The 12,663-nt window shown below is 54.2% G+C and carries 12 protein-coding genes and 1 tRNA gene; 6 read left to right on the plus strand and 7 right to left on the minus strand.

Annotated elements, in window-relative coordinates; genetic code table 11:
- Positions 1-25: 25 nt before the first annotated feature.
- From efp to sugE, 3 genes are all read left to right on the plus strand, one after another.
- On the plus strand, positions 26-592 hold the full coding sequence (efp, locus tag KP80_RS16155) for an elongation factor P (protein WP_052284672.1): 567 nt from the start codon (positions 26-28) through the stop codon (positions 590-592).
- Positions 593-771: 179 nt separating this feature from the next.
- Complete coding sequence (ecnB, locus tag KP80_RS16160; RefSeq protein ID WP_052284673.1) at positions 772-918, plus strand: lipoprotein toxin entericidin B; 147 nt, start codon at positions 772-774, stop codon at positions 916-918.
- A 134-nt stretch (positions 919-1,052) separates the two neighbouring features.
- Positions 1,053-1,370 carry a quaternary ammonium compound efflux SMR transporter SugE gene (sugE, locus tag KP80_RS16165; protein WP_052284674.1) on the plus strand — a complete coding sequence of 106 codons (318 nt, stop codon included), beginning with the start codon at positions 1,053-1,055 and terminating at the stop codon, positions 1,368-1,370.
- A gap of 90 nt (positions 1,371-1,460) precedes the next feature.
- On the opposite strand, the gene frdD is transcribed toward sugE, so the two are convergent.
- From frdD to frdA, 4 genes are read right to left on the minus strand one after another with little or no spacing between them, the layout of a single operon-like run.
- Positions 1,461-1,820: a fumarate reductase subunit FrdD gene (frdD, locus tag KP80_RS16170; protein WP_052284675.1), complete on the minus strand. Its 360-nt coding sequence runs from the start codon at positions 1,818-1,820 to the stop codon at positions 1,461-1,463.
- Between the two features lie 10 nt (positions 1,821-1,830).
- Complete coding sequence (gene frdC / locus KP80_RS16175) at positions 1,831-2,226, minus strand: fumarate reductase subunit FrdC (protein ID WP_052284676.1); 396 nt, start codon at positions 2,224-2,226, stop codon at positions 1,831-1,833.
- A gap of 10 nt (positions 2,227-2,236) precedes the next feature.
- The gene (locus tag KP80_RS16180) at positions 2,237-2,971 is read right to left on the minus strand and encodes a succinate dehydrogenase/fumarate reductase iron-sulfur subunit (protein WP_052284677.1); all 735 of its coding nucleotides are present in this window, start codon (positions 2,969-2,971) and stop codon (positions 2,237-2,239) included.
- The gene (gene frdA, locus KP80_RS16185) at positions 2,964-4,754 is read right to left on the minus strand and encodes a fumarate reductase (quinol) flavoprotein subunit (protein ID WP_052284678.1); all 1,791 of its coding nucleotides are present in this window, start codon (positions 4,752-4,754) and stop codon (positions 2,964-2,966) included. Before frdA ends, KP80_RS16180 begins: the two co-directional genes overlap by 8 nt.
- A gap of 313 nt (positions 4,755-5,067) precedes the next feature.
- Here frdA and epmA point away from each other — a divergent pair, with 313 nt between their 5' ends.
- Positions 5,068-6,045, plus strand: a complete 978-nt coding sequence (epmA, locus tag KP80_RS16190) for an elongation factor P--(R)-beta-lysine ligase (protein ID WP_052284679.1) — start codon at positions 5,068-5,070, stop codon at positions 6,043-6,045.
- 135 nt (positions 6,046-6,180) lie between these two features.
- On the opposite strand, the gene mscM is transcribed toward epmA, so the two are convergent.
- The 3 genes from mscM to rsgA all read right to left on the minus strand — a co-directional run bounded on the left by mscM (position 6,181) and on the right by rsgA (position 11,759).
- Positions 6,181-9,504, minus strand: a complete 3,324-nt coding sequence (mscM, locus tag KP80_RS16195) for a miniconductance mechanosensitive channel MscM (protein WP_052284680.1) — start codon at positions 9,502-9,504, stop codon at positions 6,181-6,183.
- A 20-nt stretch (positions 9,505-9,524) separates the two neighbouring features.
- Positions 9,525-10,583 carry an archaetidylserine decarboxylase gene (asd, locus tag KP80_RS16200; protein ID WP_082221756.1) on the minus strand — a complete coding sequence of 353 codons (1,059 nt, stop codon included), beginning with the start codon at positions 10,581-10,583 and terminating at the stop codon, positions 9,525-9,527.
- 120 nt (positions 10,584-10,703) lie between these two features.
- A complete protein-coding gene (gene rsgA, locus KP80_RS16205) occupies positions 10,704-11,759 on the minus strand; it encodes a small ribosomal subunit biogenesis GTPase RsgA (RefSeq protein WP_197276166.1) in 1,056 nt (351 codons plus the stop codon).
- 106 nt (positions 11,760-11,865) lie between these two features.
- Between rsgA and orn the strand changes: the two genes are divergently transcribed.
- Both orn and KP80_RS16215 read left to right on the plus strand, forming a co-directional pair.
- Positions 11,866-12,411, plus strand: coding sequence for an oligoribonuclease (orn, locus tag KP80_RS16210; protein ID WP_052284682.1), 546 nt, complete (start codon positions 11,866-11,868; stop codon positions 12,409-12,411).
- A 180-nt stretch (positions 12,412-12,591) separates the two neighbouring features.
- Positions 12,592-12,663, plus strand: a tRNA-Gly gene (locus KP80_RS16215).

The raw sequence follows: 12,663 nt of genomic DNA on the forward strand, positions 1-12,663 counted from the left end.
CCATTTAACAATTTCAGAGGGCCTTATGGCGACTTACTATAGCAACGATTTTCGTGCTGGTCTTAAAATCATGATGGACGGCGAACCGTACGCGGTTGAAGCCAGTGAATTCGTTAAACCGGGTAAAGGTCAGGCATTCGCGCGCGTTAAACTGCGTCGCCTGCTGACTGGTACTCGCGTAGAGAAAACCTTCAAGTCTACCGACTCCGCTGAAGGCGCCGATGTTGCCGATATGAACCTGACCTTCCTGTATACCGACGGTGAGTTCTGGCACTTCATGAACAACGAAACCTTCGAGCAGCTGGCTGCCGATGAGAAAGCCGTTGGCGATAACGCGAAATGGCTGCTGGACCAGGCTGAATGCATCGTGACCCTGTGGAACGGTCAGCCTATTTCCGTTACTCCACCGAACTTCGTAGAACTGGAAATCGTTGAAACCGATCCAGGCCTGAAAGGTGATACCGCAGGTACCGGCGGTAAGCCAGCGACTCTGTCTACTGGCGCAGTCGTTAAAGTTCCTCTGTTCGTACAGATTGGCGAAGTCATCAAAGTTGATACTCGCTCTGGCGAATACGTCTCTCGCGTGAAGTAATTCATGTATTGAGCCGTGGCGCAGCAGCAGTGCTGCGCCTGCTTTCTGCAGTCCCTGCCTATTTATCTTCGTTTGACCCGTTCTTTACTCCGAAAAAAATCACTGAGATCCAACATGCTGGGTGAAGTTGTCTATGCTTATCAAGCAAGATAACTAAAACTGACACAAAGGATGACATTATGGTGAAAAAAGCGATCGCAGCAATTTTTACGGTTCTGGTTCTCTCCTCAGCGTTGACAGCCTGTAACACCACGCGTGGTGTTGGTCAGGATATTTCAGATGGCGGTAATGCAATTTCTGGAGCCGCAACCAAAGCACAGCAGTAAATCCATACTGACGGTACGACATGCTGTTGTGCCGTCGTTTTACCTTGCCTATACTGCCTTTCTTCAAAACACCTTACGGGACGACCCGTAAGCGTATCGCACTTGGGGACGGCCCCATCATAATGGAGCCTGATATGTCCTGGATAATTCTCTTTGTTGCTGGTCTTCTTGAAGTGGTGTGGGCTGTTGGCCTGAAATATACCCATGGCTTTAGCCGACTGGTGCCCAGCGTCATTACGATTGCGGCGATGGTGGTCAGCATGGCCATGCTGTCGTGGGCGATGAAAAGTCTGCCGGTTGGGACCGCCTATGCGGTTTGGACAGGCATTGGTGCGGTTGGCGCAGCCATCACCGGTATTCTGCTATTAGGCGAGTCAGCAAGCCCGATGCGTATTGCTAGCCTGGCGCTGATCGTGATGGGGATTATTGGCCTGAAGTTGAGCGCCCATTAATTCATCAGGCGTCGCTGGATGTGATATTTGCTTAACTGGGCTACGAACTGTAGCCCAGTTAAGCACACGCTGCCGGGAAACAGCGCTCAATTAGATAAACAGCACTCCGACCAGCGTAACGACCGTCAGAATGGCTGCCAGGCCGTAGAACACCCATTTCCCGTTCGGGACGTGGATCTTCAGGTCATGCATCGCATGGTGAATACGGTGCAGACCGCACCACAGCGGCAGGACAATCATCAGGAAGATAAATGCGCGGCCAATCAGGCTATGGGCAAAACCCAGTACACGTTCGTAGCTAAAAGCGTCAGCCGGTGCCAGGCCCAGAGGCAGCATAATGCCAACCAGCAGCACAATCACCGGGGCGATAATCGCGCCCCACATGCCGCCTGCGCCGAATAGGCCCCAGAATACCGGCTCGTCGGAACGTTTTGGATTAGGGTTAATCATGCCAGTCTCCTTACCAGAACAGGGCGATAAACAGAATCACCACGCTGACCACCGCGGTCACTACCCAAAGCCCTTTGATAATTGGCTCTGGACCCATTTTTTCGCCTTTCACGATAATGTTGGCGGCTTTCGGCGCCAGCTCGAACCAGGTTTTGGTGTGCAGCAGCGCAGCACCAAGGGTAATCAGGTTCAGCACCACTACGATTGGGTTTTGTAAAAAGCCCACGTAGCCCGCCCAGCTTTCAGCACCGTGTTTTAGCGCAAACAGGCCGTAAATCAGCACAATACTGAACCAGACGGTGGGTACCGCCGTGCCTTCACGCAGCATATAGAAGCGATAAAACGGCAGCTTTCTCCACCAGGTGGACGGCATCGGCCGTACATAGGGTTTGCGTTTAGTCGTCATAATGCACTCCTTAGCGTGGTTTCAGGGTAGCAATAAGAAAGTCTTTCGAGCTTTCCACTTTACCCTGCTGAATGGCAGCGGCTGGATCGACGTGTTTCGGACACACTTCGGAGCAGTAGCCGACAAAGGTACAGGTCCAGACGCCATTCTGGCCGTTCAGCTGCGCCATACGGTCCTTCTTCCCGTGGTCACGGCTATCTTCGTTGTAACGGTGGGCAAGGGTTATCGCAGCCGGGCCGATGAACTCAGGATTCAGACCAAACTGCGGGCAGGCTGCATAGCATAAGCCGCAGTTGATACAGCCGGAGAACTGATGGTATTTCGCCATCTGCGCCGGAGTCTGGGTATTTGGCCCCTGATCAGGCGTGCGCGGGTTGCCGATAATATACGGTTTAATCGCCTCCAGGCTCTCGATGAAGTGGGTCATGTCGACCACCAGATCGCGCTCGATTGGGAAGTTCGCCAGCGCTTCGACTTTGATCCCTTTAGTGTATTCACGCAGGAAAGTTTTACAGGCCAGTTTTGGCACTTTGTTAACCATCATGCCGCAGGAACCGCAGATTGCCATACGGCATGACCAGCGATAGCTCAGGTCCGGCGCCAGGTTATCTTTGATGTAGCCCAGTGCGTCGAGTAGAGAGGTTTGCTCGTCGTAAGGCACTTCATAGAAGGCGCTATGAGGTGCGCTATCCACTTCTGGGTTGTAGCGCACGATCTCAACTTTGATATTTTGCATCTCAGCCATTCGCCGTCTCCTTCTTCTCAGCCGCTTCTGCTTCTGCGCCGTACACGCGTTTAGCCGGTGGCAGGGTCGTGATTTTCACATCGCTGTAGTCGAGGCGGGTTGTGCCATCGGCATCGCGGAAGGCGAGGGTATGCTTGAGGAAGTTAACATCATCACGCTCGGTACAGCCTTCATCCAGACGCTGATGCGCGCCGCGCGACTCTTTACGTGCCATCGCGGAATGAGCCATACATTCAGCGACGTTCAGACCGTGGCCCAGTTCAATCGTATAGAGCAGGTCGGTATTGAACACGCTGGAGGTATCGGTAACGCGCACACGTTTGAAACGTTCTTGCAGCTCAGCAAGCTTATCGATAGTTTTTTGCATGAGCTCTGGTGTACGGTAGATACCGCAACCTTCTTCCATCGACAGACCCATTTCGTCGCGGATCTTCGACCAGTTTTCGTTGCCTTCCTGATTGACCAGCGCTTTTAGGCGATTTTCGATATCGCTAACCTGCGCATCCAGCGCGCTGCCGTTTGCTTCACCTGCGGTCGCCGCACGGGCCATCGCTTGTTCACCGGCCATACGACCGAAGACCACCAGTTCTGCCAGCGAGTTGGAGCCGAGGCGGTTGGCGCCGTGCAGGCCCACGGAAGAACATTCACCGACGGCAAACAGCCCTTTAATACGGGTCTCACACTGTTGATCGGTTTCGATGCCACCCATGGTGTAGTGCGCGGTTGGGCGTACAGGGATAGGCTCTTTTACCGGATCGACGCCGACATAGGCTTTCGCCAGTTCACAAATGAACGGCAGACGTTCCAGTAGTTTCTTCTCACCGAGATGACGCAGATCGAGGTAGACCACGTCACCGCGCGGCGTTGGCACGGTGTTGCCTTTGCGCCATTCATGCCAGAAGGCCTGAGAAACTTTGTCACGTGGACCCAGTTCCATATATTTGTTTTTCGGCTCGCCCAGCGGGGTTTCCGGGCCCATGCCGTAGTCTTGCAGATAACGGTAGCCGTTTTTGTTGACCAGAATACCGCCTTCGCCGCGGCAGCCTTCGGTCATCAGGATGCCGGAGCCTGGCAGGCCGGTTGGGTGATATTGCACGAACTCCATATCGCGCAGCGGAACGCCGTGGCTCAGCGCCATGCCCATGCCGTCGCCGGTCACAATCCCGCCGTTGGTGTTATAACGGTAAACGCGGCCTGCGCCGCCGGTCGCCATCACCACCGCGTTTGCGCGAATCTGCACCAGCGAACCTTCCATCATGTTCATCGCCACCAGGCCACGGGCCTGACCGTCATCGACCAGAATGTCGAGAACGAAATGCTCATCAAAGCGTTGGATTTGTGGAAATTGCAGGGAGGTCTGGAACAGGGTATGCAGCATGTGGAAGCCGGTTTTATCGGCGGCAAACCACGTGCGTTCGATTTTCATGCCACCAAAACGTCTAACGTTGACGCTGCCGTCCGGGCGACGGCTCCACGGGCAACCCCATTGTTCAAGTTGGGTCATCTCCGTTGGGCAATGATGGACGAAGTAATCGACGACATCCTGTTCGCAAAGCCAGTCGCCACCGGCGACGGTGTCGTGAAAATGGTATTCGAAGCTATCATGGTCCTGTGCGACGGCGGCGGAGCCACCCTCGGCGGCAACCGTATGGCTGCGCATAGGATAAACTTTTGAGATCAAAGCGATTTTGGCTTTCGGATTGGCCTGGGCGGCTGCGATAGCAGCGCGTAATCCAGCTCCGCCTGCGCCTATAATGGCAAGATCGGCTTGAAAGGTTTGCACGACATTCCTCCAGATTATTGTTATTTCACAACGAGCTACGCGGGGGGATATCACGTGGCCTGTCGCAAAAGCGTTTTCCACTGCTCCTTTATGGGTAAAGCAGTATACCCGCGGGGTTAAGAGGGAAATTTGATGTGTTCGATTTTTTTATCGATATGTGCGCTTTATTTATCAATGTAGCTGATGAATTACGTTATGGAATTTCTTAGGAAAATGTTGTTCTCCACACGTTTCGCAATCGTTGGGCAAAATTTGTGTCATGTGCCGCTTGCGGGTAGACTTCGTGCCCTTGTCTGTAATCGGAGAAAAAAACATGAGCGAGACGGCAACCTGGCAGCCGAGCGCATCCATCCCTAACCTGCTAAAACGTGCGGCGCTGATGGCGGAAATCCGTCGTTTCTTTGCCGATCGCGGTGTACTTGAGGTGGAAACGCCCTGTATGAGCCAGGCAACGGTCACTGATATCCATATGGTGCCGTTTGAAACTCGCTTTGTTGGCCCGGGACACTCCCAGGGCATTAACCTGTATCTGATGACCAGCCCGGAATACCACATGAAGCGTCTGCTGGCAGCGGGTTGCGGCCCGGTGTTCCAGTTATGTAGAAGTTTCCGTAACGAAGAGATGGGACGTCACCACAATCCAGAATTCACCATGCTGGAGTGGTATCGCCCGCACTTTGACATGTATCGCCTGATCAACGAAGTTGACGATCTACTGCAACAGGTACTGGAAACGCAGCCTGCAGAAAGCCTCTCTTACCAGCAGGCATTCCAGCGTCATCTGGAAATTGACCCGTTGTCTGCCGACAAAAACCAGCTGCGTGAAGCGGCGGCGAAGCTTGATTTGAGTAATATCGCGGACACAGAAGAGGATCGCGATACGCTGCTACAGATGCTCTTTGCTTTCGGTGTTGAGCCGCATATCGGTAAAGACCGTCCAACATTTGTTTATCACTTCCCGGCAAGCCAGGCGTCGCTTGCGCAGATCAGCACGGAAGACCACCGCGTGGCCGAACGTTTTGAGGTTTACTTCAAAGGGATTGAGCTGGCTAATGGTTTCCATGAGCTGACCGATGCTCGCGAACAGCAGCAGCGTTTTGAGCAGGACAACCGCAAGCGTGCCGCGCGCGGTCTGCCGCAGCAACCGATCGATCAAAACCTGCTGGACGCACTGGCGGCCGGCCTGCCAGATTGTTCTGGCGTGGCGTTAGGTGTTGACCGCCTGGTGATGCTGGCGCTGGGTGCGGAAAGCCTGGCCGACGTGCTGGCATTTACCGTCGACCGTGCATAACCGCTTTCGTAGAAGATAAAAAAATGGCGCCTATGGCGCCATTTTTTTATCTCTTTTTTAAGGGCTGCGAGCAGCCGGCAATATCCATTCGGTGGTTCATGATCATCTTTCTCCTGCGTGGAAAAAGGCGAGCGTTTATAGGCTACCCGGCTGTCGGCTGCTGCGTCCTGCTGAGGTCAGGGTATTTGCCGATTTCTTGCCGTTGATGCTCTCTAAGCGCATCTGGAACGGTGGGAACGGCATGTCGATACCGTGCTGGCGGAAGCCGGCCAGAATCAGCTGATGCAGCTCGTGGCGCAGCGGCATACGGTGGCCCATCTCGGCGGCGTAGATACGCAGCTCGAATATCTGAATTCCCTGTTGTAAATCCACCAGGAACGCTTCCGGTGCAGGCGTATCAATCACCAGCGAACAGCGGTGAGCGGCGGTCAGCAGAATCTGCGCAACCTCTTCGCTGTTGGCGTCTGACGGTGCCGGTATGCTCAATACTACGCGGGTGACCGAATCCGATAGCGACCAGTTGATAAACTGCTCGGTGATAAAGGCCTTGTTTGGCACGATAATCTCTTTGCGGTCCCAGTCGCTGATGGTGGTTGCGCGGGTGTTGATGCGAGTGACGCTACCGGTCAGGTCGCGGATAGTCACCGTATCGCCGATACGAATCGGCTTCTCAAACAGAATAATCAGACCAGAGATAAAGTTAGCGAATATTTCCTGTAAACCAAAACCGAGGCCCACACCGAGTGCGGCGACCAGCCATTGCAGTTTCGACCACTCAATCCCCAGCAGCGAGAAGCCCATCAGGCCACCAATCATCATCAGGATATATTTCGTGATGGTGGTAATGGCGTAGCCCGTTCCCGGCGTCAGGGAAAGATGCTGGAGAATAGCGAGCTCAAGCAGCGCGGGCAGGTTACGCACCAGTTGAGTGGTGATAATCAGCACCAGAATAGCGATCAGCACTGCCCCGAGGGTTATCGGTTCAATGCTTTCAACGCCCTGAACCGTTGAGGTAACGTCCCACAGTGAGATGTTCTCGAGGAAACCAAATGCTGAGTGAATTTCCGACCAAAGGATAATCACTGATACCAGCGCAATCAGCATCAGAATGGAGCGGACGAGGCGCAGAGACTGCTCGCTGATGGTATCGAGGTTGACCTCGCTCACTTCCATCTCAGCGGTTCCCTCAATGCTGGTGGCGTGCGCTTCTTCCTCACCTCTGGCGCGGTGCGCCAGCATTTCAGCACGCTTATGTTTGGCGCGCTCGAACGCTAGTCTGCGGCGCTGAATCAACATCCAGCGGCGGATAACGTGATAAATCACCAGCAGCAGGAACCAGATGGCGACTGAGGTCTCCAGACGCGCCAACAGCGCCTGGGATGTCGCCAGATAGCCAACGGCAGCGGCAAAAATAGCGACCAGTGGCGCACCGAGCATCAGGTTCCACAGCATGCTGTTGACTCGATTATCGCCGTTACCTTCTTTGTCGAGATAGAGCGGAATACCTGCACGCTTGAGGCTCAGCGTGACCACCGCCAGCGCACCGCAGATCAGAATAAAACAGAGCCTGCCTAGCGAGGCGGAGAACTCACGATCGTTGAGGTTATCGAACATGATCAGCGCCATGATCAGTGGCACGATAAGTCCGATGCTCATCAGGTAATAGCGCATCGCGCGCGCGACGCGGTTTTGCGGCCAACCGAAGTGAACGATAAACAGGCCGTTGGTGCGAGCGAAGGCGGCGCAGATCATCACAACCCATAACAGCGGCACGGTGGCGGTGACGCCATCGCCGATAGCAACCGCCAGCGGATAGGGCCACGCCTCCTGAAGTCCGTAGCCGAGCGTTGCCCACAGCACCGGCAGCGGTGAGGCCACCAGAATCGACCAGAATACGGTGCGCATGGTGAGCCAGAAGTGATCCTGGGTCACTTTGCCCACGCGGGCGCTGGAACGCTCAAGGAAGCGCGTGAAGTGTTTTCTGGAGCTAATACTGAAACCCACCAGCAGCAGTGCGGCAAAGAGCGGGAATAGCGTCTGACGGCTGGTGACCATCATCACGCCGGCTTTACCGAGCTGGCTAAAGGTATCCAATGAGATCAAACGGCGCAGATCCTGAACGATTTCAATCGGCCAACTGAAATCGATAGGACGCACATCGGAGGTCCAGAACAGGTAGCGGTGTGTCGCTTCGTTCACCTCTTTCAATGCATCTTCCAGCTGGCTGTTGGAGACTTTCAGCTTAGTGAGCTCAAGGATCAGCGTGTCGCCTCCCTGCAGCAAGGAGTTCAGCAGTTCCCGCTGGGTGCGCAACTGAGCTTCAAGAATACGGTTTTGCTCGCTGGTGAGCGCCTGGCCGTCAGGCTGGTGGATTTGTCGCAGCTGAGGCTGCTTATTCAGCAGGTCTTCATAGCGCAGGCGATGGACGCGCAGCTGTGCCATTTCGGTATCTAACTGCTGTGGTTTAGGCATTTCCGGCAGGCGGGCGACCTGTGCACGCAGCGCTTCGCCGAGTAGATTCGATGCACCGAGCCATTGCGACTGCTCGCGCAGCGTGTTGAGTGCCTGACGGACCTGTAGGGTTTGGTTGGCGGCCTGGCGCTGTTGAGAGGCAACCAGATCCATGCGCTGGGCCTGTTGATTCAACGCCTGAGACAGCTCACGGTTGATTTTAAATTGGTCAACGATTCCGGCAGGCAGGTTCTCGCTGTTTTCAGCCAGCAGCTCTGTGCTTTCCAGCGCCCGTTCCGCTTCTTGCTGGCGTTGGCTGTTGAGCTGGTTACGCAGCGCCTGCAGATAGGCGTCGAGCTGTTGACTCTGTTTTTGTGCCAGTTCCGAACGCATACGCGCCAGTTCCTGACGGTTGTTGGCGGAAAGCTGTGCCAGCTCCAGTTCATCGACCAGTGCTTTCAGTTTGCTGGAATCAGCTTGTAGGCTGAGCGCTTGGGCTTGGGCCAGCGGCGTATTGCCGGTACTGGTGCCAAGGCGACGTTCTACATCGTTAAGCTGCCGCCGGGCGTCAGTTTGCTGCTGCGGTAACTGGTTGACGGAGTCGGCGATTTCACGGGCACGGTCTTGCTCTTGTTGAGCCAGACGACTTTTTTCCAGCAGTTGGCTGCTGATCTGCAAAATCTCCTGATTGAGCGCATCGCTGCTCATTCCGTCAGGTACCTGACGGGGTTCATCACGCAGATTGTTGAGCTGGTTGCGTAGCGTCTGGGAGAGTTTGGGGAAGTTGTCGATAACCTGCTGGTACTGCGCGGCGCGCTCGAGGGAGCCTTTTTGCTCCTCGAGCGCGGTCAGGGCGCTTTGCAACGCTTCGACGGTTTCAGGCTGAGCGGGTTTAGCCGCCTTCGCCTGTTCCAGTTCCTGGGTAATCTGCCGAGCGTTGGGGGCCGTCGCTGCGTACGCCCCCTGGCTGAGGCACCAGGCCATCAGTAAAGTGATAATCAGGCGCACATCAGACCCTTTTTGAATGATTAGCTTTGTTCTTTTTTGTCGTCAGATTTTGGCGTAACGACTTGTTCGGTGGCTGGTTCAACGAGAGCTTCCTGCTCAACCACAACGTCTGGCTCAACGGTTGCTTTCGGCTCAGCGATGACTTCCGTTTCAACCACAACGTCCGGTTCAACGACAGTCTCTGGTTCAACAACCACTTCAGGTTCAACCACGGCTTCAGTAGAGATAGCCAGTGGTTCGCCGAGTTTCGTGACGGAGAGGTTTTTCAGTGCTTCAACCAGCTTCACTTTGCCAGGTGCGAACAGGTTAATCACCGTGGAACCCAGTTTGAAGCGGCCCATTTCCTGACCTTTCAGCAACGCGACAGAACCTTCCTGATCGCCCGCCGGATAGGTCCAGCGTTTGATCACGCCTTCACGCGGCGGCGTGACGGTACCGGCCCAGACGGTTTCAATACTGCCGACGATGGTTGCACCCACCAGAATCTGCGCCATGGGGCCAAATTCGGTATCGAACAGACAGATAACGCGCTCATTACGGGCAAACAGATTAGGTACGTTCTGCGCCGTCAGGTGATTTACGGAGAACAGGTCGCCCGGCACGTAAATCATCTCACGCAGGATGCCGTTACATGGCATGTGCACGCGATGATAATCGCGCGGGGAAAGATAGGTGGTGGCAAAAGTCCCGTTACGGAACAGGTCGGCCATGATGTAGTTACCGGCCAGCAGTGCTTCAAGCGAGTAATCGTGGCCCTTAGCCTGCAGAATTTTATCGCCTTCAATGGCACCCAACTGGCTGATCGCACCGTCGGCTGGCATCACCAGAACGTACGGGTCGGTGTTGACCGTGCGGGCATCGTCACGCAGCGGACGAACAAAGAAATCATTGAAGGTGCGATAGCTGGCAGTATCCGGCTTCTGCGCCTCTTTCATGTCGACCTTGTAGAATTTCACGAACAGATCGATAACCAATTTGGTCAGCCATCCCGCTCGTTTGCTTGCACCCCAGCCTGCGAGACGCGTAAGCCACAGTTTAGGCAGAATGTATTGCAGTGAAAGTTTAAACGAGTTTAACAAGGTAGCCTCCAGGCCAATATGTGTCGTTCCTGACCCGACGACAGGCGTCGGATCTTAATGAGAAAAGCGGCCGATTCTAGCGATTGTTAGCAAAAATGTCAGTCGGCAAAATCATAGTTCTCATTTATCGGTCTCTGAAAAGTTTTTACGCGTTTTTACCTGCGCCATACTGTCCAGAATGTGGTGATAGTTTTCAAAGCGCGTTTCTGCGATCTTCCCGTTTTCTACGGCTTCACGGATAGCGCAGCCCGGATCGGTATCATGTTTACAGTCGCGATATTTGCAATGGCCAAGGTAGTCATGGAATTCGACAAAGCCTTGGGTCACTTGTTCCGGCTCGAGATGCCAAAGGCCAAACTCACGAACACCTGGGGAGTCAATGACGTCTCCGCCGTGCGGGAAGTGGTACAGACGCGCGGCGGTAGTGGTGTGCTGCCCTAAACCTGAAACGTTGGAAACGTCGTTGGTGAGAATGCTGTCGTCACTCAGTCCTAGCAGCGCATTTAGCAGGCTGGATTTGCCCACCCCTGATTGCCCGGCGAAGATACTGATTCGGTTAGTGAGCGCTTCTTCTAACGGTTTCAAGCCATCCTGAGTATGGCTGGATGCCATCAAAACACGATAGCCAATGTGGCGATAGATATCCATTTGCTCGTTAACAAACGCCATGCCTTCTTCATCCAGCAGGTCGATTTTGTTGAGAACTAGCAGAGGTTCAACATTCAGCGTTTCGCAGGCCACAAGATAACGGTCGATAATATTGAGCGACAGCTCGGGCAAAATGGCAGAAACGATAACGATCTGATCGATGTTGGCAGCGATCGGTTTTACGCCGTCGTAAAAGTCTGGACGCGTGAGCACCGATGTACGCTCATGTACCGCCTCAACAATGCCTTTCACTCTGACGCCTTCTGCGGCGGCTTTACCCGGACGCCAGACGACGCGGTCGCCGGTAACCAGTGAACGGATAGTACGGCGGATGTTGCAGCGGTGGGTTTCGCCATCGGCGGACTCCACGTCGGCATGCATACCAAAGCGGCTGATAACGATACCTTCGGCGGCTTCGCCAAACAGGTTATCGTCGTAATCTGGCTTCTCCGCAGTTGTTGTAAGGCGGCGCTGATGGTTGGCTTTTACGCGGCGCTGCTGACCTTTGGAGAGTTTATTTTTACTCAATCGTGCTGACTCCTGGTCGCCCATGGTGGGCAAAACCTCTATGATACACGCTAATTAATACTAGTTAACCTACCGCGGCAGGTAAGACAGAAGGGTGGAAAATAACATGAGTGCAGATGAAAACAACCTGATTTGGATCGATCTGGAGATGACGGGTCTGGATCCCGAGCGCGATCGCATTATTGAAATCGCCACGCTGGTGACCGATGCGCAGCTGAATATTCTGGCGGAAGGACCAACCATTGCTGTCCATCAGTCCGATGCGCAGCTGGCGCTGATGGATGACTGGAACGTGCGTACTCATACCGGCAGTGGATTGGTTGAACGCGTGAAAGCCAGTACTCAGGGGGATCGTGAAGCCGAGCTGGCGACGCTGGAATTTTTGAAGCAGTGGGTGCCGCAGGGCAAATCACCGATTTGCGGTAACAGCATTGGCCAGGATCGCCGCTTCCTGTTCAAATACATGCCGGAACTGGAATCCTATTTCCACTATCGCTATCTGGACGTCAGCACCTTAAAAGAACTGGCGCGTCGCTGGAAGCCAGAAATTCTGCCGGGCTTTAAAAAACAGGGCACCCACCAGGCGATGGATGATATCCGCGAGTCGGTGGCCGAGTTAGCTTACTATCGCGAACATTTTATTCAGCTTTAACGTGCTAAAGGGATGAATTGGCGCTAAAATAGGCAATCTGCCGATTTATCCAGCACTTGAACGAAATAATTAAAAAATCGCTTCAAGGGGGGTTGCAGGGGGAAAGAATTCTCGTATAATGCGCCTCCCGTAACGAAGCAGAAATGCGAATTACGACAGCAACAAAAATTGCCAGATTTTGCGGGAATAGCTCAGTTGGTAGAGCACGACCTTGCCAAGGTCGGGGTCGCGAGTTCGAGTCTCGTTTCCCGC

This window comes from Kluyvera genomosp. 1 (assembly GCF_001266615.1).
Classification (GTDB): Bacteria; Pseudomonadota; Gammaproteobacteria; order Enterobacterales; family Enterobacteriaceae; genus Kluyvera; species Kluyvera cryocrescens_A.

Excerpts from the sequence above, each read along its gene's own strand:
- efp (WP_052284672.1), top strand. The coding sequence starts at position 26 with ATGGCGACTTACTATAGCAACGATTTTCGTGCTGGTCTTAAAATCATG.
- ecnB (WP_052284673.1), top strand. The coding sequence starts at position 772 with ATGGTGAAAAAAGCGATCGCAGCAATTTTTACGGTTCTGGTTCTCTCC.
- sugE (WP_052284674.1), top strand. The coding sequence starts at position 1,053 with ATGTCCTGGATAATTCTCTTTGTTGCTGGTCTTCTTGAAGTGGTGTGG.
- frdD (WP_052284675.1), bottom strand. The coding sequence starts at position 1,820 with ATGATTAACCCTAATCCAAAACGTTCCGACGAGCCGGTATTCTGGGGC.
- frdC (WP_052284676.1), bottom strand. The coding sequence starts at position 2,226 with ATGACGACTAAACGCAAACCCTATGTACGGCCGATGCCGTCCACCTGG.
- KP80_RS16180 (WP_052284677.1), bottom strand. The coding sequence starts at position 2,971 with ATGGCTGAGATGCAAAATATCAAAGTTGAGATCGTGCGCTACAACCCA.
- epmA (WP_052284679.1), top strand. The coding sequence starts at position 5,068 with ATGAGCGAGACGGCAACCTGGCAGCCGAGCGCATCCATCCCTAACCTG.
- orn (WP_052284682.1), top strand. The coding sequence starts at position 11,866 with ATGAGTGCAGATGAAAACAACCTGATTTGGATCGATCTGGAGATGACG.